Consider the following 24,209-nt stretch of genomic DNA (forward strand, 5'->3'; position numbering starts at 1 on the left):
GCCGGGCCACCAGCCTCGTGACTTCACAAACGCCCAATGGCAGGACCTGCGAACCGACGGCGAGCTGATGTGGGTGCTGGAGAATGGAAGTCCCGGCACTGGAATGCCGATCCGTGTGGGGACGGTGATCACCAAGGACGAGGGCTGGTGGGTGATCCAGTTCATCCGCGCCTTCCGCAAGCCGGAGAAGTGAGCACGACAAGGGCCTGGGAAATTTGGCATTGTCAGGGGGGAGTCAACCATGATTTTCAAGCAATACTACCTCGGGTGCCTGGCCCACGCTTCCTATCTCATCGCCGATGAATCCACACGCGCCGCCGTGGTGGTCGATCCCCAGCGCGACGTCGAGCAGTACATCGAAGATGCGCGCTTGATGGACCTCACCATCCGCCATGTGTACCTCACGCATTTTCACGCCGACTTTGTGGCCGGTCATTTGGAGTTGCGCGACCGGTGCGGCGCCTCGATCCACCTGGGGGTCAAAGGCGAAGCTGAATACGAGTTCGTCCCGGAATCGGACGGCACCCGTCTGGAAATGGGGGACGTGCGGCTGGAATCCATGGAAACCCCCGGCCATACGCCGGAAGGCATCTGCATCCTCGTTTATGATCTGAAGGAAAATAAAGACCGGCCGCAGATGGTGTTGACCGGCGACACGCTGTTCATCGGCGATGTCGGCCGGCCGGACCTCATGGCCTCTGTCGGCATCACCGCCGAAGAGTTGGCCTCGTTGATGTACGATTCCCTGCACGACAAGCTGATGAAACTGCCGGACCAGACGCTGGTGTACCCCGCGCATGGTGCGGGGTCGCTTTGCGGCAAGAATTTGAGCGATGAAACGGTGAGCACCATCGGCGAACAGAAACGCCTCAACTACGCGCTTCAGCCGATGGACCGCGAGTCATTCATCAGAATGATGACGGAAAACCTGCCCGCCGCGCCGGAATACTTTCCTTACGACGCGCAACTGAACCGCAAGGAAAGGCTGACCCTCGACCGTTCCCTCGAAACCGGAATGAAGGAATTGACGCTGGATGAGCTGCTGGCCCTGCAGAAGGAGGGGGCGCAGGTTCTCGATACGCGGCCGGAGACGGAATTCAACGCCGCCCACCTGAAAGGCACCGTGCAAGTGGGGCTGGGCGGCAAATTCGCCACCTGGGCGGGCATCGTGTTGAAACCGGACATCCCCATCGTGCTCATCACCGAACCGGGAACGGAATACGAATCCGAAATGCGCCTGGGCCGGATCGGCTTCGATCAGGTATCCGGATTTTTAAAAGACGGGATGAAGGCCCTGGCCGGTCGACCGGACCTGGTGGAAAGCACGCCCGGATGGACCGTGGAGGACTGGGACCGCGCCAAAGCGCAAGGGCAAAAGGTTCGGGTGCTGGATGTGCGGTCGCCAGCGGAATACAACGAAGGCCATATCCGGGATGCTCTCAACGTGCCGTTGAACACATTGCAGGAACGGATGGACGAGGTGCCGCGCGACGGAGACACACTGGTTCATTGCGCCGGGGGTTACCGGTCCACCATCGCGTGCAGTCTGTTGCAGAAGGCTGGTCGGAAAGGTATCATCAATCTACTCGGAGGCCTTGGAGCATTCCCGCTGAATCACCCTGTTAACCGCGACCTGGTGACGGCCTCCGCGTAACGTCGATGTTCACTTAACGAGGAGCTGAGACATGAAAGGTATTCATAGCGCTTTTTTGCTGGCGACGGTTCTTTTGTGGATCGCCACGCCGGTTGTCATACAGGCGGAAGAATCGTTTTACGAACCCTTGCCGAAAATGACCCACCCGAAGGACAACCCGTGGTCGAAGGAGAAGGAGGAGTTGGGCAAGATGCTGTATTTCGACCCCCGGCTCTCAAGTAGTAATTTCATTAGTTGTGCGAGTTGTCACAATCCAGGCCTCGGCTGGGGCGACGGCCTGTCCACCCCCATCGGTCACGACTTCAACCGCAAGGGAACAAGGCACTCTCCGACGGTGATCAACAGCGGTTTTTTTGAATCGCAGTTCTGGGATGGCCGCGTCCCCTCTTTGGAAGAGCAGGCGAAGGGGCCCATCCAGAATCCCATCGAAATGAATGAGACTCAGGAAGGGGTGGTCAAGAAACTCAAGGCCATTCCCGGTTACGTAAAACGGTTCGAAAATGTATTCGGCAAAGGAGGCCTGACCTTCGACAACATTGTCAAGGCCATCGCCACGTTCGAACGGTCGGTGGTTTCAAAGAATTCGCCCTACGACAAGTATAATAACGGCGATAAAAATGCGATGTCCAAGTCCGCCGTCAACGGCATGAACCTGTTTTTCGGCAAGGCCAAGTGTTCCATCTGCCACAACGGACCTGCCTTCACCGACAGTAATTTCCACAACATCGGCGTGAAAAGCGACGATCCGGGACGCTACGGTGTTACAAAGGACGATTCGGACAAAGGCGCATTCAAGACGCCGGGACTGCGGCACATCAGCCGATCGGCTCCCTACATGCATGACGGAAGCGAGAAAACGCTGAAGGACGTGATCGAGTTTTACAACCGCGGTGGCGATGTCGATGAAAACAAAAGTCCCTTCATCACGCCGCTGGGATTGAGCAAGCAGGAAGTCAACGATCTGGTGGAGTTCATGAAGGCGCTGGAAGGCGAACCGATCAACGTGGTGGTGCCGGAGTTGCCGCCGGATAATTAACGGAGTTTATCCGTCTAAAGGTGCGGACGGAGAAGGGAGTGCCATGCAGATTCTCGAACTGGTATTCACAGCTTTGTTGCTGGTTCCCGCCGCGCCGCCGGGTTTGACGGACTTACCCGGGCATTCGGGAATCTGCCCGCAAACCCGCCAGACGCCCACGGCACCACAGGAATACCTGGAGCTGGAAAACCCGCTGGAGCCGACGGAGACCAACATCCTGGCAGGCAAAACGCTGTTCCATTTCGATGCTGAGCCGCATGCCTGCCGGCTGTGTCACGGGTTGTCGGGAAACGGTCTGGGAATCATGTTCAAGGCCGTGCATCCGAAGCCGCGCAACTTCATCTGTTTTCAAACCATGAAGGACCTCCCGGACGGCCAACTGTTCTGGGTGATTCGCAACGGTTCACCGGGAACCGTCATGCCGGCGTTTGGATCGCTGGATGTGGATCAAATCTGGCAGTTGGTTTTGTATATACGAAACTTTTCAAAAGTAGATTCAACCAACGAACAAGGGGAACCATGAACCAATGTACTTTCTGGATGAGGGCTCTTTCCTTGTCCCTGTTCATTTCAGGTATTGCGGCGGGACCGCAGTTTGCATATGCAGATGCTCCGGATTCCGCAGGCAACGAAGCAATCCAACTGGCTATGCACCAGGGCAGTCCACATGGCGGGCACCACGAACGTCATGGCCTGCACCACGGGATGGGCCGCGGCGGCAAGGGCATCTGCCCGCAAACCCGCACCTCGCCCCAGGCACCGAAGACGGTGTACAACCTGAAGAATCCATTGGAACCGACCAAGGAAAACATCGAGAAGGGCGAGTCGCTTTACCAATGGACGGCGGAACCGACCGCCTGCAAGGTGTGCCACGGTCCTTCGGGCAACGGCATGGGCATGATGGCCAACGGACTGCAGGCCCTGCCGCGGAATTTCACCTGCGGCGAAACCATGCAGGAGATCACCGACGGCCAGATGTACTGGATCATCAAAAACGGCACGCCCACGGGCATGCCGCCGTACCCGTTCATGGATGAGAACGAGGTGTGGAAGGTGATCCTCTACATCCGCGAAATGTCAAAGTAAGCTTCGGGTTTGGCCATACAGGCAGATCCATTCACAACCGCGTACCGGGCGGGTCACACGTCCCGCCCTTCAAATACTTCCACATTGCAGGAACCCATGTTCCTGCAATGTGGAAGGTTTGTGGATTCTGAAAGGAGCTGCCTTATGAATTATCTGCCTGTAATCCGTACAAGCTTTTTCCTCGTCGTTCCCACTTTCCTGTTTTTGCTGTTCCTGCCGGCCCCGCACGCAAACGCGGCGGATGAGTCGGTCGCCAGAAAGCTGATCGACCACAGTTGTTCCAATTGCCACCGGTTTGAAGGCGAGGCCAAATCCCGCTTCGAGTTGCGGGCTCCCGACCTCATGTGGGCGGGTGTCAAGTTTCAGCGCCCGTGGCTGGTTCGCTGGCTGATGGGCAAGGAAGACAACGTCTATCAGAAAAATTACCGGTGGGACATCTCGCAAACGCCGATCAACCACCCCGCCCTCACCAAAGAGCAGGCGGAAGCGATGGCGGATTATTTCGAAAAGCATCTGCAGGACCCGCGCGTCAAGAAGGACGCCATCGACCTGTCCCAATTCACCGAGCTTCACGCCCAGTTCGGGCGCGAACTGTTCAAAAAACACTCCTGCACGGGGTGCCACCAGATCATGGAAGACGATGAAAAACTCGGCGGCCCCCAGAGCGTCGCATTTTTCAATACCGGCAAGCGTCTGAACAAGGACTGGATCTACCGTTTCAATTCCAACCCGCCGGACTTCGTGCCGCACAGCGGTGAGTTCGTCGCCGATGTCAGCGGCCTGGGCCTGTACTACATCACCGGATTCCTGGCGACGGAGGGCGATCCCGACTTCCAGTATTACGAACCGTGGAAGAGCGAGCATTTCCAGAACGCCAGTACCGAACGCGGGGCGACGATCTACAAGGAATACTGCGCGCAGTGCCACGGTGCGGAAGGGAAGGGCGACGGACCGGCGGCTTCCGGACTGGATCCCAAACCCGCGGTGCATTCGGAGTTGCCGTTGAACATTTACCCGGAAGACTACCTGTACAATGTTATTTACTACGGAGGCAAAGCGGTGGGCAAGTCGCCGTATATGCCTTACTGGGGTTTGACCCTCGGCGACCAGGGTGTGGCGGATGTCATCGCCTACCTGCGTGAAACGTTCAAGGGGAATTGAAACGCAAACGGTAACGAGGGCCTTTCGGCGGATAGGGCGGAGAAAGTCCCTCGCTTTTAAAACTGGAAAACGAATCATGAAGAAATGGATTGCAGTGGGGTTGGGATGTGGGATGGTTGCCCTGTCTGCCTGCGGCGGTACCGTGGAGGTGGAGGTGCCGGAGTTCACGGCGGGAAAGGAGGAGGCCCAGGTTACCCGTGTTTCATCGTCGGGCGTCTGTCCGCAAAAGCGCACAACGCCGCGCGCTCCCACTGCATTTTACAAACGCACCAATCCTCTTGAGGCGACCGGCGAAAACCTGACACAGGGCGAGACGCTGTATCAGCGAACGGCCAAACCCCTCACCTGCAAAACCTGTCACGGTGAGCGGGGGGACGGGTTTGGCGACCCGGATTTCGAAAGCACGCCCCCGGCTCGCAACTTCACCTGCGCCGCCACCATGCAAGGTCTCTCTGACGGGCAGCTGTTCTGGGTCATCCGGAACGGCTCGCCGGGAACGTCCATGCCCGCCCACCCGAACCTCTCGGAGACCGAAATCTGGCAACTGGTTTTGTACCTGCGCACCTTCGCGGGTCAGTGAAGCGTCAGTAGTTGGAACGGCGTTTTTCGTATTTGTGCGCGTGCAGGATGCGGCGGGCCTCGTCTTCCATCTGTTCCAGCAAAGAAAAGTAAATGCCGCCCAGCGTTTCTTCCGGGTGCGGCAGGCCGTACTCCATCCCGTGCGAAACGTCGGACAGGGCCAGCACCTTTTTCTGCTTCGTCAGGTAAAGAAGGCCCTGCAGGAGGATCTTCGGGTTGTCGGGATGCCACGCGAACCCGGCGCGGTAGATGAGCAGGATGTCTTCGTCGTACCGCTCGCCCAGTTTCAGCAGCATGTCTCGGTCGACGGGCCGGTGCAGGTCGTCGCCCAGGGTGAGCGGAGCGAGGCGCGCGGGGTCGATCTTCATCAGCGTGCGTTTGACTGGAGCCTTGTCGGCAAAGACCCGGTTCACGCCCACGGGGTTCAGGCCGAGATCATCCGCATACGCTTTTTGCCCGCGGGTCACCTCCGGGGTGTGATGCAGGCAGAACTCCGCCGCCGTGCAACTCTGGATCACCTTCATCGACTTGGGAAAGACGAAGGGTTTGATGTTGGCGTCGGATTTAGGGGAATCGAGAAAATCGGCCGCGACCGCCGGTCCGGCCATCATGAGCCCGCCCGCCAGGAGCAGGCCGCAGGCGATGACCGTCCGGTTCCGCATGGCGTGTCTCCTCAATGCAGGGTGAGTTTCTTGTACTTCGACCGGCGGTTTTCCTCGCGTCCGCCCAGCTCCTGCCGCCGCGTTTCCTGATAGGCTTCGAAGTTTCCCTCAAACCAGCGCACCTTGCTGTTGCCTTCGAACACGAGCAGGTGCGTGCAGATGCGGTCCAGGAAAAACCGGTCATGGCTGATCACCACGACGCACCCCGGAAAATCGAGGATGGCGTTTTCCAGGTTGCCCAGGGTGGTGACGTCGAGGTCGTTGGTCGGTTCGTCGAGCAGGAGCACGTTGCCGCCGCGCCGCAGTAGTTTGGCCAGATGCAGGCGGTTGCGTTCGCCGCCCGACAGGTTGCCGACTTTTTTCTGCTGGTCACTGCCGCGGAAGTTGAAACGCGCGACGTACGCGCGGGAGTTCATGACGCGGTCGCCGACTTCGATCTGGTCGGTGCCCCCGGTGATCTCCTCGAACACGGTTTTATCGTCATCGAGTTCGTCGCGGTGCTGATCGACGTACGACAACTGCACGCTCGGGCCCACTTCCAGCGTGCCGCCGTCGGGTTGTTCCTCGCCGACGATCATGCGGAACAGGGTGGTTTTGCCGGTGCCGTTGGGCCCGATGACGCCGACAATGCCGCCGCGCGGAACGGAAAACGTGAGGTCCTCGATCAAGGGCGTGTCGCCGTAGCCTTTGTTGAGGCCGCGTGCTTCGATCACCTTGTCGCCCAGCTGCGGACCGGGCGCGATCTGGATGTCCAGGCTGTTGTCGCCGTTGTCGGCTTTCTTCTGCGACAGTTTTTCGAATTCCTTGATGCGGCTTTTGTTTTCGTGCGGCGTGCGCCGGGGTTGGTGTTGATCCATTCCAACTCCTTCTCCAGCCGTTTGCGCAGGCTGGATTCGGATTTTTCCTTCTGTGCCAGCCGCGACGCCTTCTGCTGCAGCCACGAAGAATAGTTGCCCTCGAACGGAATGCCGCGTCCGCCCTGCAACTCCAGAATCCACTTGGTGATGTTGTCGAGGAAGTAGCGGTCGTGAGTGGAGACGATGACGTTGCCGGGGTATTCCTTCAAAGTGTCTTCCAGCCAGGCGACGGTTTCCGCGTCGAGGTGGTTGGTGGGCTCGTCCATCAGGATGATGTCGGGCTTGAGGAGCAGGAGGCGGCACAGGGCGACGCGGCGTTTCTCGCCGCCGGAAAGGGTGCCCGTTTTCTGATCGTCCGGCGGCAGGACGAGCGCGTCCATCGCCACCTCGATCTGCCGGTCCAGTTCCCAGCCGTCCACCGCGTCGATTTCATCCTGCAACTTGCCCATGCGCTCCATGGCGCGTTCCATCTCTTCTTCAGGCAGGGCTTCGGCCATGCTGGCGCTGACTTCGTTGAACTCGTTGATGAGTTTCTGGATCGGTTCGAATGCCTCCTCCACCACCTCGCGCACGGTTTTGTCCGGATCGAGTTGCGGTTCCTGGTGCAGGATGCCGACCTTCGTGCCTTTCAGCGGTTGCGCCTTGCCTTCGAACTCCTGGTCCTCGCCCGCCATGATGCGGAGCAGGGTGGATTTGCCGGTGCCGTTCTCGCCGACGATGCCGATCTTCGCGCCGTGATAGAAAAAAAGATTGATGTCTTCGAATACCGTTTTGGCGCCGTAGGTTTTGCGCAGTTGGGAAATGGAAAAAATATATTCGCCAGCCATGATGCTTTCTTTGGTTGAAGGAGTGGATAAAGACGTTTCGAACTAGATGATCCCTGATTTTAAGATTTTTTCAAGAGGGAACGGTTAAATTAAACGCCACCCCCGTCCGTGCGTTGCAGAATGACGAAATCCTTGCCGTTGTCGAACACGCGTTTGAAACCGTAGGTGCGGCCGATCCAGTTGAATGTCTCCAGCCGGTAAAAGCAGACGTGGGTGGGATCGCGCTGGTAGTACCAGTTGAGAAACGACGAAGCGTTCGGTTCCGGACTCATTTCCGTATAAAACCGTGTCATCACCGCGAGAAACCCCCCAGGTTCCAGCAGGCCGCAGATGCGTTCCATCTCCCGCGCCGGGTTGTGAAAATGCTCGAAAGTTTCCGTGGAGACGACGACATCAAAGTGTTTTCCCTCCGGCAGGCCGGGGAAGAAAATGGAGTCGTACTTTTCGGCGCGGTAGCCTTCCCGTTCCAGAAGTGTGGCCAGCACCGGTTCGTAACCGCATCCGTAGTCGAGCGCTGTCTTTGCCTGTGGGCCGTGTTCCTTTATATGGCGGATCTTGTCCATGAACATGGCGACGTAGCCGGGGTTGTCGAGGCTGTTTTCGTGTTCGCGGTAACGCGCTTCTTCTTCCTCGCGGGAGGGGTGCGAATGCGGCGGTACGGAAATCAGTTGGCAGGTCTCGCACAGTCGGTATTCGCGTTGCGGGTTGTGGGCGAACTCCCGGGTGGGAGCCGTGCAGAGCGGGCAGTTCATGGACCGGATTGTGCCACAATTCCGCCGGTTTGGCGACGCACCCGGTGCGCCTGCGGGGAATCTGGCACCCTTAATCCATTTTGTGGTATGATCGGGCCTCGATTCGGCTCGAATCCCACTCTTACAGGTCCCGTAAACATCCATGAAACCAGTCGGCTTGCGATTCGTAAGAACGCGGTGCGGGACGGTTTTGGCAATCGTTGTGCATTAGGAGAATTTTTAGATGGCGAACTACATCAGCGGCAACTCCATCCGTGCCGGTCACGTGATCGTTTACAACAAGGACCTGTACCGGGTGATGAAGGCCGAGCACCGCACCCCCGGCAACAAGCGTGCCTTCATGCAGGCCAAACTGCGCAGTCTGAAAGACGGCACCCAGACCGAGGTCAAGTTCCGCGCCGATGAGGAAATCGAACGCGCCACGCTGGAGCAGTCGGAGATGGAGTTTCTGTATGAAGATCCGACCAGCGGCTACTGCTTCATGAACAGCGAGACCTACGAACAGATTTTCATCGAGACCGAGGTGCTGGGCGACGTGAAGCTGTACCTGCTTCCCAACAGCCGCGTGACCGTGGAGTTTCATGACGGCCGTCCGATCGGCGTGCAGCCGCCGGAGACGGTCGAGCTGAAAGTGGTCGATACCGAGCCGCAATTGCGGGGTGCCACCGTATCCGGTTCCGGCAAACCCGCCACGTTGGAGACGGGTCTCGTCGTCACCGTGCCGCAGTTCGTGGACATCGGCGAAGTGGTGCGCGTGTCCACCTCCACCGGCGCCTACCAGGAACGCGTCAAAGGCTGAAACCGGATCTCGGTTGCCTCTTGCCTCGCGGTAGCACGTGAATTCGGGTTGAATTGAAACCGGATCCCCATCAGGAACAGATGGTCGAAGTACCGGGTTTGGAGGTCGTCCCCGGTATCGATTTCATCGAACCGCAGGCCCAACGCCTGCGAAAAGATATATTGGCTGGTGATCCACACCCGGTCCTTGACTTGAAAGTCGAAGCCGACGGTAAGCGGGAAGCTGGCGCCCACCGCAGAATCGTTCTCCCCCCTGCGCCCCACCAGGGTCCCTGAGTTGTCGTAAACCCGCACTTCGTTCAATTGCAGGTGCGTGATTCCCAAACCCGCCCCCAGATAAGGTTGAAAGCGCGAAGCGAACCCCTCTTCCAGAACCCGGAACTTCGGGTAGATATGAAACATGATCGCCAGCGTTCTCACCGCGCTCATGTCGACTTCCATGGTGCCGCTGAAAGGCAGGGAGGGAAACAGGGCGGTCGTCTGGGAACCGCTGGCGGAAACGGGCTGGCGGTCTATCTTGGGATACCTTTCAAAATAGATGAACTCAATGCCTATATTCTCGACCGAACTTCCCTCTTCCGGAAGAAAACCGAATTTGGCTCCCCACGCCCCGGCGGTTTGGGCGTCCGGACCGGAAGCACGGTAATTGCGGCGTACCCGGTTGCAGCGGCTTTCACCGGATTCAAAAGCGGACGAGTCCCCAAACAGCAAATAAAACATGTCCACGAACGTGGTATCGGTACTGGCTTCGTTCTTCCTGTCGACACACGTCTCATTTTTGAATTCGGAAAAACCGCCGCCCGTGGCGACGCCTCCGAAAACTCCAAAATACGTTCTGGGCTCCGCCCAGGAAGGGGTTGCAGCAAGAAGAAACATCAGACACAACAGGACTCGGATCAATCCAATTGGCGTCAGCATGGGAGGGCACCCGGAATCTTTTTTGGACCTTGCAGGCCCTTACCGGCAATCCTCAATGAAGCTTGGATTTGCGGGGAATGACTTTGCCGGCAGGACCGCGCCTGAGAAACCGGGACAGTATAAATATCTATATAGCCAATAACAAGGAGAAAACCATGTATTCGTACCATCATGTCCTGACATCACAGGGCGGATGAGGGAGCCCCTCCTGCAAAGCCGCTGAATTTCCCACCCTTGTTTTTTTGATCATTCCCCCGATTGAATTGCGCCTCCTGAATGCGGTAAACTAAAGGCGTTTTTTTAATAGGTGGTTGATTTTAAATAATTTAAAGCGTCCCTGCCCGGAAGTTCGCAAGCACGTTCCATTCATCACTCATAGGATTTTTCTTTCATGGAAACGCTCAATCCATCGACCATGCCCCTCAGCATCTTTGAAATGGTTTCCCGTTCCAGCACCATGGCGAAAGCGGTTCTGGTACTGCTTCTCATATTCAGCATCGTGTCCTGGGCCATCATCCTGACCAAGTTCATCGCCTACCGCAAAGCCAAGCAGGAGGACCAGAGCTTCCTGCGCGTGTTCAGCCAGAGTTCCAGCCTGGTGAACATCTACAATTTTTCGCAGAAGCTGAAGTACAGCCCGGTGGCACGGGTGTTTTTGACCGGCTATTCGGAGCTGTACCGCTACAGCGGCAGCAACGATCAGGGGCGCGAAGCCGGAATGACGCGGGAGGTGGCGCTCTCCGAGCAGGACCTCAAGGGCATCGGCCTGTCGTTGACCAAAGCCATCAACCACGAAATCGAAAGGCTGGCGCACCGCTTGGATTTTCTGGCCACCACCGGAAGCACGACGCCGTTCATCGGCCTGTTCGGCACCGTGTGGGGCATCATGCATTCTTTCCGCATGATCGGCGTGAAGGGATCGGCCAGCATCGGCGGCGTCGCGCCGGGCATCGCCGAGGCGTTGATCGCCACCGCGGCGGGCCTGTTCGCGGCGATTCCGGCGGTCGTGTTCTACAACTACCTGAACGCGAAGATCCGCGGCTTCACCGCGCGTATGGACGACTTCTCCCGCGACTTCCTGTTCATGTCCGAAAAGGACTTCCTCCGCAAACCCGTCGATTACTGATTCCCCAGGAACCACATTATGGATTACCGCAAAGATCCCCGCCTGATGGCGGACATCAACGTCACCCCGTTCGTGGACGTCATGCTGGTCCTGCTGGTCATTTTTATGATCACCGCGCCGCTCATGCAGCACGGCATGGACGTGGACCTTCCGGAGGAAAGCACCGAGACGGTGGAAGTGAAGGACGTGCCGACCATCTCCATCCGCAGTAACAAGAAGGTTTTTTACGACAAGGAGGAGCTGGTGACGCTGGTGCAGTTGGGCGAGAAACTGCAACGCTACCTGGAAAACAACGAGAAGGGATCGGTTTACTTCCGCGCCGACCGCAACCTGGATTATGGATACGTGGTGAAGGTCATGGCCACCATCCGGCGCGCCGGGGTGAAAAACATCGGCATGATGACCGAGCCGGGCGAATGAGTCTGCATTCTTCACAGTTTTACAATTTCAACCAGATGCTCGTCATCAGTGTGTTCGTGCACTGCCTGATGCTGACTCTCGTGCTGTTCATGCCGAAGAACGAGTGGGTGCAGGAGAAAATCCGCCCGGTGTTCACGGTGGACCTCGTCGAAGTTCCCGCCATTCCCGGATCGCAACCCGGCGACCTGCCGGAAGAAGGCCAGCAGCAGAAGGCCGTGTCGCCATCCCAGGAGAGCGCGGTGCAAACCCCGGTGATGCAGAAGCCGCTCACGAAAAAACCGTCGGGCACCAAAGCGGAACCGAAACCCGCTCCACAGCCCAAAACCAAATTCACCGCGGGGGATAAAAGCGTGAAACTGGAAGACCTGCCGTTCACCGGAACGCCCACGCCGAAAACCAAGCCGGGGCAGTCCCTGTCCACATTGGAGGAATTGGAGCAGATGGCCAAACTGCCGCCTACGGTGAAACAACCCACGAATAAAAAGTCGTCGCCGACGTTACTGGAAGATACCCTGCGCGACCTCGATGCGTTGAAGACGCCCGCGGAGTCTCCGGGAGAAAAAAAGAAACCGGGGCCCTCGCGCGTGACCGAAGCGTTGAAAGGGTTCGACACTTTGCAGATGGAGAAACACGTTCCCATCGAGATGCCGAAGCCCAACCCCGTTCCCAAAAAGGAAGACCTGAGTCTGGAAGAACTGGAATTCGCCATGCTGGCCAAACGCAAAATCCAGAGCGGCACGCCGGACACCACCGTGGCGGACCGGCGAGAACTGCTGGAGAAACTGGAGGAGTTGCAGGAACTCAGAAAATCGAAAAAGCCCGTGGTCATCCAGAAAAAACGAGCACGAAGGAGTTTGAGACGCTGATCGTTCAGCAGATGGAATCGACCCAGCAGGTTTTGGACAAGATTGCCTCGCTCGACAAACAGCATGAAGTGGAAGTCAGTTTCGACATGGGCGAGGCGGTGAAATCCCAGCCGGTGAAATTCAAGAGCCGTATCTGGGCGGTGAAATCCGACACGCTGGGCAAGGGCGTGAAGGGTAAGGGAACCGGCGCGGGCAGCAAGCAGACGTTTGTGTATCAGGGGCCGGTCGGGCAGGCCCAGGCGGCGGACCCGCTTTCACAGTACGTCGGGCGCGTGCACCAGCAGATTTACAAAAACTGGAGAAACCCCCTCGGTGCGGGGCACAATGAGGTGAAGGTTTCCTTTTATATTTACCGTGCAGGCAATATCGACCAGCCGGAACTGGTGGCCAGCTCCGGCGATTCGCAGTTGGATAAATTGGCGCTCATGGCGATCAAGGATTCGGCCCCGTTTCCCAAATTTCCTTCCGCACTGAAAGAGCCCAACCTGCACATAACCATAAACTTCAAATACATTGCGAAAAAATAATATGCGATTCGCCTTCACGATAATTGTGTGGTTCGGGCTGTTCCTGTTTCCCCTGCCGGCGTTGGCCGAGTTGGACGTGGAGCTGGATCTTTATAAGGAAACGGCGACGGAAATTGAAATTGCCATCCCTCCGTTTTATGAAACCGAACCGGGGCAGGATGCGGATCTTGCCAGGGAAGCACGGGAGATTCTGCAAACCAACCTGCGACTGTTCGAGTTGTTCCGGCCCATGGAAACCGAAGTGTTTGCGGATTTGGCGGCAACCGAGGGCGGGCAGTCGCGTCCCCTGTTCCTCGAATGGAGCCGCATCGGCACGCAGTGGCTGGTGAAGACACAGTACCGCACTGAAGGGCTGAACGGTGGCGTGCAGTTTGTCTTTCGTCTTTACGACGTGGTTCACAACCGTTACCTGATGGGAAAACGTTATCAGGGCGGTCGGCAGTATGTGCGCACCATCATGCAGAGGTTTGCCGACGAGTTGATGGACCAGCTGACCGGAAAGCGCGGCGTGGCGGAGACGCAAATCGGTTTCCTCGCCACCAGTGATTTCGGCAAGGAATTGTATGCGGTCGATTTCGACGGCGAGAATTTGAAACAGATTTCCGACGAGCAGTCGGTGGTGTTGTCGCCCAACTGGTCGCCGGACCGCCGTACGATCGTCTTCACCTCCTACCGTGACCGCAACCCCAATATGGTTCTCATGTCCACCAACGGGGAGAAGCGCCGCACGCTTCTGGACATTCCCGGCCTCAATTCCGCGCCGTCGTGGTCGCCGGACGGATCGCGCATTGCGCTGTCGCTCAGCAAGGACGAGAACTCTGAAATCTACACGCTCAGCCGGTGGAACGAGTTGACGCGGCTGACCCGACACTTTAATATAGATACCTCACCCACCTGGTCGCCGGACGGCAAACGCATTGCGTTCACATCCGACCGCGCGGGAGCGGGACGTCCGCAGATTTACATCATGGACGCCGAGGATGGGGATCAACAGGGCGTGCGCCGCATTACCTTCGATTCCTGGTACAACGACAACCCCGCATGGTCGCCGGATGGCGATAAAATTGCCTACACTTCCCGGGTGGGGGATTACCATCAGATCCGGTTGTTCTTTCCAGAAACAGGAAAAACGGCGCTTTTTACTCAGGGTCCGAGTAATAAGGAAGAACCTTCCTGGTCCCCTGATGGCCGCTTTCTGGCTTACCGTGTGGCACACGGGAGGTATTCTTCGATTCATATCAAGGGATTCAACGGAAAACCCAGCCGCCAGCTGACGCACCTGCCCCAAGGCAGTTACAGCCCAACCTGGTCCCCCTATCCCAGACGGTATTTGCAGGGAGAAACCAATTGACCCTTCCTCAGGTTGCCCCGAACTGGGAAGAATCGGGTTTTCTACGGGTCAAATCGGCTACAGGGATTTCCAATTGAAAAATGGTGAATTAAGGAGCTGCCCGGCGGCGTTCCTTTAACTGGTTGTTTTTAAAAAATTTATTTAAAAACTCAATTTGGATTTTGGGAAAAAATTGATTACAATGCTTAGAGTTATTTTCCCTGTAAATACGGCATAGTTAAAAAATTAAAGAATCGGTTTTATAATATAGCTACATCAACACGAGGGGATTCGTTAACAAGAGGTTGAAACATTATGAACAATTTACTCAAGGCAAAAAAATGCGTTTGATTTGTGGCATTGCCATTTTTATTTTGGCGGTAGGAGTTACAGGGTGTGCGAAGAAGCTCGCTCCTGAAGTGGAAAATCCTCCTGAGGAGCCCGTCGAAACCGTATCGGTGGAGCCGGAACCCACTCCGGAACCGGAAACCCAGCCGGAAGAGGGTTTCGATATCCAGGTTCAGGAAACCGAGGAAAGTGGAGCCTTCATTACCGAATCACCTGAGGAAAATGTGGAGTCGTCCACCATTCCTGATTTCCAGGTAGAGGCGCCTAAGGAAGAGGAAACCACCAAGGTCGAACAAATGGACATGAGCAACAACACGTTTGTCGCCGAGCCTCAGGAAAATCCGGTTATCGAGGATACCGCCAAGGTGTTTGAGCAGCCGGAAGAACCGGAAAAGATCGAGGAGGCACGCCTGCTTGCATTCGAACCTACGGCGCAGATCGAAGACGTTTACTTCGCCTTTGACAGCTTTGACCTCGATGAAAAAAGCAAGGATCGCCTGCGCGCCAACGTGCAATGGCTCAAGCAGAACCCCAATGCCAAAGTGGAAATTCAGGGGCACTGCGACGAGCGCGGTACCAACAACTACAACCTGGGTCTCGGCGAGCGCCGGGCTTTGGCCACCAAGAAGTTTCTGGCCTCTCAGGGTGTGGATGAAAGCCGCCTGCACACCATCAGCTACGGTGAAGAAAAGCCGTTCTGCTTTGAAAGCAGTGAGAATTGCTGGTGGCGTAACCGCCGCGCGCATTTTCTGATTTCTGAATAAGGTTGACGATTCAGCAGTTAGAAAATTTGCTCTTCAAGGGATCGACCGCAACAGGGTATACTTGTTGCGGTCGATTTTTTTTGTCCTCGACTTTTCAAAGCCTGTCATCGACTTTTTCTACAAAGTTGATCCACTTTCAACCCAATCTTTTCGCGGGAAGAAACCATGAAAACCAAGCCTCTTATATTTTTCTTAACCGCTATTTTTGTTTTGTTTCTGTTGGGCAGCAACGGATTTGCGCAATTGTTTGGTGGTGGTGATGCCTCGGATGAACAAATCCACGCAGAACTCAAAAAACTGAATACCCGGCTGGTGGAAAACCTGTTCCCGGAACTGGCGGCCGTTAAAAAGGCCCAGAGTCAGTTAGTGGACCAAATGAACAGGCTCAATGATATCACGCTCAAACGTCACAACCGGATTGCCCGTCAGGTCGAACTGCTCAACAGCAGTCTGGCTTCTTTGCAGGGGTCTATCGAGCAGAACCAGGTGATCAATCAAAAAGCCAATGTGAAACTGGATGGCGACATCACCCGCGTTAAAACCCAGATGAACAGCCTGGAAGCAAAACTGACCGGTGATCTGAAAAACCAGTTCGCGGGGCAAATTGAAGCCCTGAACCGGCAGGCGGAACAGCAGAAAGCCGATCAGCAGGCTTTCATGAAAAATCTTGAGACGAACTTTCATGGATTGCAGAAAGGGCTGGCGCAGGATATGGACCGCATCGGACAGGCGCAGGAACAGCGTATCGGCCGCGCCGTTTCGGCGGTGACGGAAATGGCCAATCTGCAAAAGCAAAACAACCAGGTCATGACCAGCGGGTTCCAAACGCTCAACAAGCATGATGAAAACATTCTCGCCGGTGTGATGCGCCTGGAAACCGTGCAGAAAGGAAACCAGGAAAAAAACCAGAAGCTGATCGACATCCTATCTGACAGCCTCAAGCAGCAGCAGTCGGAACTGGTAAAGCTGGATGAGGTTTCCGCGCATCAGCAGGGAAACAAGCAGGACATTGAATTGACCCGCGAGACCATGAAAAAATTGAAGGAAATCGTGGACAAGCGCCTTGCCGAAACCGCGCAGGCGCAGGAAGCTTTGCGCGTCATGAACCAGCAGTTGCTCAAACAGCAGGAAGTGATTCAGAGCAACCTGCTGGTCTCGGATGAGAAGATGAACAAGCTCGCGGCGGGACTGCAATCACTCGATTCGCAAAACGCCGCCGCCAAGCAGCAACTAGACACGGCAAACCAGAAGCTGGACCAGGTCCGCACTCTGGGCCAGCAGACCAATGAAAAATTTGCCAAGCTGGTGGACACCACCAAGGGGGTGCTTACCAGCACCGCCCAGATCAACGATAAGATGGACGCCGTGTCGCAAAAGATCGACGCCGGGCGCACGGAAGACAACTTGAGCAATGAGAAAATTTCCAGGCTGGTGGAGATTCTGAAAACCATTGCACAGGAACAGAACAAACTGGAACAGGTCCTCGGTAACCAGAACAAGATCAACCAGAACATCCAGACCGTCACCGGGTCCATTACGGAGACACACAAAGATTTCCGGGATCGCCTGGAGGATCTCCGTCGCAAGGGCAACGTGGCCATTGCGCGCGGTGACGATATTCTGAAAATCCTGAATAAATGATCGAGTGAAAATGAAGAATCAAACAGAACCTGTCGCAATGCTGGGAACGAATTCATAATGGCGAAGACCCTGACGGCATTTGTATGCCAGTCCTGCGGACACCGCGTTCCCAAGTGGATGGGAAAGTGTCCCGCGTGCGAAGACTGGAACACCCTGGTGGAAGAGGTGTCCCCACCCTCGTCCGATTCCAAACGCGGTCCCCGCGCCAAAAAAGAAACACCGTCCCTGCAACCCATCACGCAGGTTCTGGAAGCTCCTTCCTCGCGTCTTCCCACGGGCATTGAGGAGTTCGACCGTACCCTGGGGGGCGGGCTGGTTCCGGGGTCGCTTGTGTTGATCGGTGGCGACCCGGGTATCGGCAAGTCCACCCTGGTTCTGCAAAGCATGTGGCGCGTTGCCCGCTCCGGAAAAAAAGTGTTGTACGTTTCCGGCGAAGAGTCGCCGGAACAGATCAAGCTTCGGGCCCAGCGCCTGGGTTGTCTGGATGACGACCTCATCATCGGTGCTGAGATCTGTATCGAGGAGGTGTTGCGCCTGATCGATCAGTCGAAACCGGATGTGCTGGTGCTCGATTCCATTCAGACGTTTTACACGGTAGACCTGCAATCCGCCCCGGGGAGCATCGGCCAGGTGCGCGAGGTGGCGTTCAAGGTATTTCAGGAATGCAAGGCGCGTTCGCTCCCGGTGGTCATCATCGGGCACATCACGAAAGAAGGTGCCATCGCCGGTCCCAAGTCTCTCGAGCACATCGTCGATGCGGTGCTGTACTTCGAAGGCGAGCGCGGCCATTCGTACCGCATCCTGCGTGCCATCAAGAACCGGTTCGGTGCGACGCCGGAGATGGGTGTTTTCGAGATGTCGCAGGAAGGACTGACGCCGGTCGGCAACCCTTCGGAAATTTTTCTTGCCGAGCGGCCTCAGGACACCACCGGTTCGGTCATCGTCGCCACCATGGAAGGCACGCGGCCCCTGCTGGTCGAAGTGCAGGCCCTGGTCAGCGGGTCGTCCTCCATCGGCATGCCGCGCCGCATGGCGACCGGAGTCGATCCCAACCGCATGACGCTTTTGGTGGCAATCATGGAAAAGCGGCTGGGGCTGAACCTCGCGGGGGAAGATATTTTCGTCAACCTTGCAGGGGGTATCAAAGTATCCGAACCGGCGGTGGACCTGGGCATTGCCGTCGCCATCGCCAGCAGCTTTCAGAACCGGCCTGTCGATCCGGGGGTGGTTGTGGTGGGCGAAGTCGGTCTCACCGGAGAAGTGCGCTCTGTGGTTCAACTGGAGCCGCGCCTGCTGGAGGCCGCCAGTCTCGGGTTTTCCCGTTGCGTGGTGCCGCACAGTTCGCGCAAATCGCCGGGCGGCACGTCTCCCTCCCTCGAGGTGGTGTGGGTGAAAACCCTTGCCGAAGCCCTGGAAACGATTTTATAGTGAACGCCGTCCCATTCTTTAACTTGCAACAGGAACCATCATGAAAGTGGCTGCCGTCATTCCCGCCGCCGGGCAGGGTGTGCGCATGGGGACGAACGTTCCCAAACAGTTTTTGACACTTTGCGGAAAACCCATTTTGCAGCACACACTCGAAGCGTTTGAACGGTGTGGCGTGGTGAATGAAGTCGTGCTGGCGGTGCCGGCGAGCGATCTCGACATGGTGCGCGAACTGGCGGAGTCGGTCTCCACCAAGATCAAAAACGTTGTGGTTGGAGGCAAACAGCGGCAGGATTCGGTCTGTAACGGTTTTCATGCCCTGGACGCGGATACGGATATCGTGGTCGTGCATGACGGTGTGCGGCCTTTCATCCAGCCGGAACACATCGAAGCTTCTATTGCCGCGGCGCGGGTAGACGGTGCCGCGATCGTTGCGATTCCTGTCAGCGACACCATCAAGAAAGTGAACAAGGAACAGTTCGTCGAGGGCATCGTGGACCGCAATGGATTGTGGCGAATGCAGACACCGCAGACGTTTCGTTACGCGCTGCTAAAAGAAGCGTACGAAAATGCCGCCGCGGATGGTTATTACGGCACCGACGAAGGATCGCTCATCGAGCGGCTGGGGCGCCCCTTGAAAATCATCACCGGTTCGGAATTGAATATCAAGATAACGCGGTCGGAGGATCTGGCGTTGGGAGAAAAAATCGCTGAGCTTCTCTTGGAAGGGTGACGACGATGGAGGAGCGGGGTTTGACCAAACGCATTCTCGTCGCGGCCGCCGGCTTTCTGGGTTTGGTTTACCTAATCAACCCCACCGCCGGGATTTTTGAATTGATCCCGGACAACCTTCCTCTGGTGGGGAATCTGGACGAGGCCGCCGCCTGCGCTCTTGTGCTGGCCGCGCTTCGTTATTATGGTATTGATTTGACGGCGTTTCTGGGCCGCGGACTGAAACCCGGTCCCGGGAATGAAAAGGACGGTCCCCGCGGTCCGTGAAGTTTTTAAACCTCAAGGCACCGGATCCGCATCCTATCCTGAAATGATCAAATGGTCGCTCGTCAAATTCATCGCCCAGACACTGTGGGACCGTATTCTCGGAAGGAGGAGACAGATGTTGAAAGTTGGAACCGAAGCGCCGGATTTTCTGGTCAACGATCACAACGGAAACCGGGTGACACTGAAAGACCTGCGGGGGCAGAAAGTGATCCTGTGGTTTTTTCCGAAAGCGGACACTCCCGGCTGCACCATGGAGGGGCAGGGTTTTCGCGATGCCTTTGACCAGTTCAAAGAAAAGAACACGGTGATCCTGGGCGTCAGCCTGGACAACGAAGCCGACAACAAGGCTTTCGCCGAAAAATTCAATTTTCCGTATCCTCTCTTGTGTGACGTTGGCCGCGAAATTTCCCTCGCCTACCAGGCCATCAAAAGCAAGGACGACCAGTATGCATCGCGCATCACCTACGTCATCGATGAAAACGGAAAAATCGCGGAAGCGATTGACCAGGTGGATACGAAAAACCACGCCAACGACCTGTGCTCCCGCATTTGACGCGGTGTTCCGGTGGTATGGGACATTGCCATTTCTTCTCCGGGCTTGATTTTGAAGGAATGGAAGGCTATGATTTCCATTTCATCAGCAAGCAACCGGAGTAGAAATGGCCTACAAAGATTTTCTGAAAAGTCTTCATCCCCTCGATTCCGAAGAAAAAAAGCTCAAAAAAAACCTCCTTAAAACCAAAATTTCGCCCATTGATTACACACAGATCAAGAACGTGGCCGATCTGGTGGACGCGTTCAAAGGTGCGTCAATTCAGGCACGGAACGTGGGCATGTGCGCCAGCGTTTTTGAGCGCATGCTGACCGACAAGGAACGCCCGACCATCATGCTCGGGCTGGCGGGTCCGCTGATTGCGGCGGGATTGAGGAAGGTCATTCGCGATCTCATTCATTACAATATGGTCGATGTGGTGGTGTCCACCGGTGCGGTTCTGTATCAGGATTTTTATGCGGCGCAGGGGGCAGGGCATTATCGTGGAAGCCCGCATGCGGACGACCGGGTCCTGCGCGATCTGCTTATCAACCGTATCTATGACACGTATGTCGATGAGGAAAAGTTTGCGCAATACGATTCCATGATCGGTGCTTTTGCCGACACGTTGAAACCGCGCTCCTACTCCAGCCGCGAGTTCCTGCATTACCTTTCGAAATCCATCGACGATCCGGAGTCCATTCTCGTCACCGCGCGCAAAAAAGGCGTGCCCATCTTCTGTCCCGCCATCAACGATTCCAGCATAGGAATCGGGTTGACGGAGCACTATTACGTGGCGAAACGGGAAGGCCGGAAACCGATCACCATCGACTCCATCCGCGACAACTACGAGATCACGCAAATCGTCTGCAAATCGAAACGCACCTCCGCTTTTTACGTGGCGGGAGGCGTGCCGAAAAACTACATCAACGATTCCATCGTGATGAGCTACATTTTCGGCAAAAACACCGGCGGGCACAAATACGCGATTCAGATGACTACGGATTCGCCGCACTGGGGCGGGCTGAGCGGCAGTACCCTGGCGGAGGCGCAGTCCTGGGGCAAAATCAACAAGGAAGCCAACCATTGCATGGCCTTTGTTGAACCGAGCGTTTCCCTGCCCCTCATTTTCGGCTCGGCTTTCCAGAAAAAAGCCCATAAAAACCGGCCGAAGCTTTCCATCAAGTGGTCCCGCGAAAACCTGAAAGAGTTCAAGGTGAAGAAGTAAACCGGGTTAAGGCTCTCCGGTTCCCTCATAGGCCGCCTTGTATCCAAGTATATAAAATTCGCTGAACTCCAGCGGCTCGAGTGCGGCGGGATAAACCACGTCCACGAACCGCTTGGTGGCCGGGGACCGTTGATGCCGTTCCACCGCTTTTTCATCCTCGAAGATCATCACGTGGAGAAACCGCGTCGGGTGCCCCATCTCCTGATTTGCCATGTAGAACAGGGTGGTGGGTTCGTTGATACGGATGTACTTCACAAACTCCTTCACCGTTTGTTTGATGTCTTCGACCATTTCCGGTTCCACCTGGTAACGTGCCGTCATGCAGATTGGCATGAATCTCCTTTCCTGTCGTTTAGGCAATGATTCATTCGGTTTCGAGGTACACGCGCACCTCATTCACGTGATCCAATGCAGAGAGCCGTTTCTTCAGTCCCTGTACGGTTTGAATTTCCTGCTCCCGGTTCAGGGACGCTTCCAGCCTGACGTACACCTCCAGAACGATCCGGCCATAGTGAAAATGCGTGCGGATGCGCGTTCGCTCGGCGACCCCGGGGGTTCCGGCGATCACGGGATCGGCGAGGCGGATCAAATCGCCGCGGTTCACCTGGTAGATCGGCTCGAAGTTGGTGTCGTCTTCGGTATCGACGTGGACCATCACATCCTGGATTTCGGGTTCCTCGCGGATCAACCGCCGCCGTACCGCTTCGGCAACCTGGTGACCCTCCGTGACCGACGCCTCCCGGTCCACCTGGATGTGGACGTCCAACAGGAAATCGCCCCCTACCTTGCGCGAACGCAGGTCGTGCGACCGAATGACCCCGGGAACGCTGTTGATGAACTGCGTAATTTCCAGCGCCTTGGACTCGCTCATCCCCGCATCCATTAAATCCTGAATGCCGTCCCGCACAATGACGTATCCGACATGCAGGATACCGGCGGCGACGACGACTGCGGCGATCGGGTCCAGAATCGGGTACCCCATCATGGCACCGGAAATACCCACAAGCGTGGCCAGGGACAAACCCGCATCGGCGCGATGATCCCACGCCTTGGCAACGACAGACGGACTGCTCTCCTTTTTCCCCATGAGATGGGTGTACTGGTACAGTCCTTCCTTGATAACGATGGTCAATCCGGCAACGATGGCCGCAACCAGTGTCGGTACCTGTTGCGTTTCCGCCTGGATGGATTGCCACGATTCGTAAATCAAGCCGCCACCGACGGTAATGATCACAATGCCAATGATGGTGGAGCCGATGTTCTCCACCTTGCCGTGCCCGTAGGGGTGATTGTCGTCTGCTGGAATCTGGCTGATGCGGTACGTGAACAGCACCACCGTATCGGTCAGCAGGTCGGACAGGGAATGCACCCCGTCAGCGACGAGCGCAGTGCTGCGTCCCACAATGCCGGCGATGATCTTCATCACAGACAATACGAAGTTGCCGAGTGCGCCAACCAGGATGGCTTTCGTCGCCGGGGTGAGTTTGATAATGGGTTTCACGTTTTGAGTGATCGTTTGGGGTTGGCTTTTGTCCCGCCGTTCTGCATGAGATGCTTCACGATTTTCACGTTGGCGGCGGGAAATGTGTACCTGTCCAGCTTGTTCATCGGCACCCAGCGCCATTGTTCGCATTGCGTGGGGCGCAGCCTGCCGGATTCCACCGTGCAGTCGAATACGTGCAGGGTCACGCGAAACCGGGTGTAGGCGTGCCGGATGGTCATCACCTTTTCGCGGATGGCCACATTCACGCCGAGTTCCTCCCGGATTTCCCGCACCAGGCAGGTTTCGGAATCTTCATGCGGTTCGCGTTTGCCGCCCGGGAATTCCCACAATCCCCCCATGAGGCCCTCACGGGGACGTTGCTGGATGAACACCTTCCCGTCTCTTTGGATGATGGCGGCACTCACTTCGATTTTTTTTGTTGAGGCCCGCTTTTTGGGTGGCGGAAATTTTTCCGGTTCGCCCTGCCGGTGGGCCTCGCAGTGTTGAACGATAGGGCAGAGCAGGCACATGGGATTCTGCGGGAGGCAGAGCGTGGCACCCAGCTCCATCAGCGATTGGTTGAAGTCCCCAGGGCGTTTTTGCGGGAGCAGGGATTCGGCATGTTGCCACAGGGTGTTTTCGGATTGTTTCGTTGCGCCGTTTTCCATGAGACCGAACAGGCGCGAGAGCACGCGCTTGACGTTTCCGTCGAGTACGGGGACGGGCTGATCGTAGGCGATGCTCAACACCGCGCCTGCGGTGTAACGGCCGATGCCGGGAAGCGACAGGATGCCTTCCATCGTATCAGGTACGTTGCCGTTTTGCTCCCGTACGATCTGTTTGGCCGCCTTGTGCAGGTTGCGGGCGCGGGAGTAATAACCGAGTCCTTCCCAGTGTTTCAGCACCGTGCTCTCCCGGGCCCGGGCCAGTTTTTCAACTGTGGGAAACGATTTCACCCAGCGTTCGTAATAAGGGACCACCGTTTTCACCTGCGTCTGCTGAAGCATGATCTCCGAGACCCAGATGCGGTACGGATCCCTGGTTTCGCGCCACGGCATGGCGCGCTGGTCGGAATCGAACCATTTGAGCAAGGCGCGCTGGATGGTTTTTGCGAAAGAGGGCGGTTTCATTGATTCCGGAAATCCCCGGTTACGTTCCAACCGGAGAAAGGTGACTGGAAAGGGGGAATG

Annotated in this window: 25 protein-coding genes and 2 pseudogenes; 20 read left to right on the top strand and 7 right to left on the bottom strand. The window is 56.6% G+C overall.

All coding sequences use genetic code 11. The annotated features are described in order from the left end of the window. The 7 genes and pseudogenes from TX82_RS16205 to TX82_RS06425 form a co-directional block, all read left to right on the top strand. Window positions 1-193: pseudogene (locus TX82_RS16205) on the top strand (c-type cytochrome); the annotation flags it as partial. A gap of 48 nt (window positions 194-241) precedes the next feature. Next, a complete protein-coding gene (locus TX82_RS06400) occupies window positions 242-1,654 on the top strand; it encodes an MBL fold metallo-hydrolase (protein WP_005008318.1) in 1,413 nt (470 codons plus the stop codon). 31 nt (window positions 1,655-1,685) lie between these two features. Further along, window positions 1,686-2,690 carry a cytochrome-c peroxidase gene (locus TX82_RS06405; RefSeq protein ID WP_005008320.1) on the top strand — a complete coding sequence of 335 codons (1,005 nt, stop codon included), beginning with the start codon at window positions 1,686-1,688 and terminating at the stop codon, window positions 2,688-2,690. Between the two features lie 43 nt (window positions 2,691-2,733). Then, entirely contained in the window at window positions 2,734-3,213 is a 480-nt protein-coding gene (locus TX82_RS06410; RefSeq protein WP_005008322.1) for a c-type cytochrome, read from the top strand. Next, window positions 3,210-3,776, top strand: coding sequence for a c-type cytochrome (locus TX82_RS06415; protein ID WP_005008323.1), 567 nt, complete (start codon window positions 3,210-3,212; stop codon window positions 3,774-3,776). Before TX82_RS06410 ends, TX82_RS06415 begins: the two co-directional genes overlap by 4 nt. 144 nt (window positions 3,777-3,920) lie before the next feature. Continuing rightward, a complete protein-coding gene (locus TX82_RS15145; protein ID WP_005008325.1) occupies window positions 3,921-4,937 on the top strand; it encodes a c-type cytochrome in 1,017 nt (338 codons plus the stop codon). Window positions 4,938-5,013: 76 nt separating this feature from the next. Continuing rightward, window positions 5,014-5,517, top strand: coding sequence for a c-type cytochrome (locus TX82_RS06425; RefSeq protein WP_005008327.1), 504 nt, complete (start codon window positions 5,014-5,016; stop codon window positions 5,515-5,517). 4 nt (window positions 5,518-5,521) lie between these two features. Here the strand turns inward: TX82_RS06425 and TX82_RS06430 are convergent, their stop codons facing one another. The 3 genes and pseudogenes from TX82_RS06430 to TX82_RS06440 all read right to left on the bottom strand — a co-directional run bounded on the left by TX82_RS06430 (window position 5,522) and on the right by TX82_RS06440 (window position 8,614). After that, window positions 5,522-6,178 (bottom strand): hypothetical protein, encoded by a 657-nt coding sequence (locus TX82_RS06430; protein WP_005008329.1) that lies wholly within the window; start codon window positions 6,176-6,178, stop codon window positions 5,522-5,524. An 11-nt stretch (window positions 6,179-6,189) separates the two neighbouring features. Next, window positions 6,190-7,862 (bottom strand): annotated as a pseudogene (gene ettA / locus TX82_RS17165) (energy-dependent translational throttle protein EttA). A gap of 89 nt (window positions 7,863-7,951) precedes the next feature. After that, the gene (locus TX82_RS06440) at window positions 7,952-8,614 is read right to left on the bottom strand and encodes a class I SAM-dependent methyltransferase (protein ID WP_005008331.1); all 663 of its coding nucleotides are present in this window, start codon (window positions 8,612-8,614) and stop codon (window positions 7,952-7,954) included. Window positions 8,615-8,837: 223 nt separating this feature from the next. Here TX82_RS06440 and efp point away from each other — a divergent pair, with 223 nt between their 5' ends. Further along, complete coding sequence (efp, locus tag TX82_RS06445) at window positions 8,838-9,413, top strand: elongation factor P (protein ID WP_005008333.1); 576 nt, start codon at window positions 8,838-8,840, stop codon at window positions 9,411-9,413. On the opposite strand, the gene TX82_RS06450 is transcribed toward efp, so the two are convergent. Then, window positions 9,389-10,330: an outer membrane protein gene (locus TX82_RS06450; RefSeq protein ID WP_005008335.1), complete on the bottom strand. Its 942-nt coding sequence runs from the start codon at window positions 10,328-10,330 to the stop codon at window positions 9,389-9,391. The two genes, efp and TX82_RS06450, sit on opposite strands and share 25 nt — an antisense overlap. A gap of 391 nt (window positions 10,331-10,721) precedes the next feature. Here TX82_RS06450 and tolQ point away from each other — a divergent pair, with 391 nt between their 5' ends. The 12 genes from tolQ to TX82_RS06510 all read left to right on the top strand — a co-directional run bounded on the left by tolQ (window position 10,722) and on the right by TX82_RS06510 (window position 21,536). Next, complete coding sequence (tolQ, locus tag TX82_RS06455; RefSeq protein WP_005008337.1) at window positions 10,722-11,456, top strand: protein TolQ; 735 nt, start codon at window positions 10,722-10,724, stop codon at window positions 11,454-11,456. Between the two features lie 18 nt (window positions 11,457-11,474). Then, window positions 11,475-11,876, top strand: coding sequence for an ExbD/TolR family protein (locus TX82_RS06460; RefSeq protein ID WP_005008339.1), 402 nt, complete (start codon window positions 11,475-11,477; stop codon window positions 11,874-11,876). Continuing rightward, a complete protein-coding gene (locus TX82_RS06465; RefSeq protein WP_005008341.1) occupies window positions 11,873-12,742 on the top strand; it encodes a hypothetical protein in 870 nt (289 codons plus the stop codon). Before TX82_RS06460 ends, TX82_RS06465 begins: the two co-directional genes overlap by 4 nt. Window positions 12,743-12,753: 11 nt before the next feature. Next, window positions 12,754-13,269 (top strand): energy transducer TonB, encoded by a 516-nt coding sequence (locus TX82_RS06470; protein WP_005008343.1) that lies wholly within the window; start codon window positions 12,754-12,756, stop codon window positions 13,267-13,269. A 1-nt stretch (window position 13,270) separates the two neighbouring features. Continuing rightward, window positions 13,271-14,620: a beta-propeller domain-containing protein gene (locus TX82_RS15150; protein ID WP_005008345.1), complete on the top strand. Its 1,350-nt coding sequence runs from the start codon at window positions 13,271-13,273 to the stop codon at window positions 14,618-14,620. A 398-nt stretch (window positions 14,621-15,018) separates the two neighbouring features. Beyond that, window positions 15,019-15,711 (top strand): peptidoglycan-associated lipoprotein Pal, encoded by a 693-nt coding sequence (gene pal / locus TX82_RS16210; protein ID WP_052338211.1) that lies wholly within the window; start codon window positions 15,019-15,021, stop codon window positions 15,709-15,711. Window positions 15,712-15,876: 165 nt separating this feature from the next. Then, on the top strand, window positions 15,877-17,352 hold the full coding sequence (locus TX82_RS06485) for a coiled-coil domain-containing protein (protein WP_005008350.1): 1,476 nt from the start codon (window positions 15,877-15,879) through the stop codon (window positions 17,350-17,352). 57 nt (window positions 17,353-17,409) lie between these two features. Further along, complete coding sequence (gene radA, locus TX82_RS06490) at window positions 17,410-18,780, top strand: DNA repair protein RadA (protein WP_005008353.1); 1,371 nt, start codon at window positions 17,410-17,412, stop codon at window positions 18,778-18,780. Between the two features lie 40 nt (window positions 18,781-18,820). Next, window positions 18,821-19,510: a 2-C-methyl-D-erythritol 4-phosphate cytidylyltransferase gene (gene ispD / locus TX82_RS06495; protein WP_005008356.1), complete on the top strand. Its 690-nt coding sequence runs from the start codon at window positions 18,821-18,823 to the stop codon at window positions 19,508-19,510. Between the two features lie 20 nt (window positions 19,511-19,530). Continuing rightward, window positions 19,531-19,776, top strand: coding sequence for a DUF1232 domain-containing protein (locus tag TX82_RS15160; protein WP_222822977.1), 246 nt, complete (start codon window positions 19,531-19,533; stop codon window positions 19,774-19,776). A 115-nt stretch (window positions 19,777-19,891) separates the two neighbouring features. After that, a complete protein-coding gene (locus tag TX82_RS06505; protein ID WP_042252039.1) occupies window positions 19,892-20,329 on the top strand; it encodes a peroxiredoxin in 438 nt (145 codons plus the stop codon). A gap of 106 nt (window positions 20,330-20,435) precedes the next feature. Then, window positions 20,436-21,536 carry a deoxyhypusine synthase family protein gene (locus TX82_RS06510; RefSeq protein ID WP_005008362.1) on the top strand — a complete coding sequence of 367 codons (1,101 nt, stop codon included), beginning with the start codon at window positions 20,436-20,438 and terminating at the stop codon, window positions 21,534-21,536. A 6-nt stretch (window positions 21,537-21,542) separates the two neighbouring features. Here TX82_RS06510 and TX82_RS06515 read toward each other — a convergent pair whose 3' ends face one another. From TX82_RS06515 to mutY, 3 genes are read right to left on the bottom strand one after another with little or no spacing between them, the layout of a single operon-like run. Continuing rightward, on the bottom strand, window positions 21,543-21,869 hold the full coding sequence (locus tag TX82_RS06515) for a putative quinol monooxygenase (RefSeq protein ID WP_005008363.1): 327 nt from the start codon (window positions 21,867-21,869) through the stop codon (window positions 21,543-21,545). Window positions 21,870-21,900: 31 nt separating this feature from the next. Then, window positions 21,901-23,037, bottom strand: a complete 1,137-nt coding sequence (locus TX82_RS06520) for a cation diffusion facilitator family transporter (protein ID WP_005008366.1) — start codon at window positions 23,035-23,037, stop codon at window positions 21,901-21,903. Further along, window positions 23,034-24,149: an A/G-specific adenine glycosylase gene (gene mutY, locus TX82_RS06525; RefSeq protein WP_005008368.1), complete on the bottom strand. Its 1,116-nt coding sequence runs from the start codon at window positions 24,147-24,149 to the stop codon at window positions 23,034-23,036. The genes TX82_RS06520 and mutY overlap by 4 nt, the downstream gene beginning before the upstream one ends. Window positions 24,150-24,209: the final 60 nt, after the last annotated feature.

It is taken from the genome of Nitrospina gracilis 3/211 (genome assembly GCF_000341545.2).
GTDB classification, from domain to species: domain Bacteria; phylum Nitrospinota; class Nitrospinia; order Nitrospinales; family Nitrospinaceae; genus Nitrospina; species Nitrospina gracilis.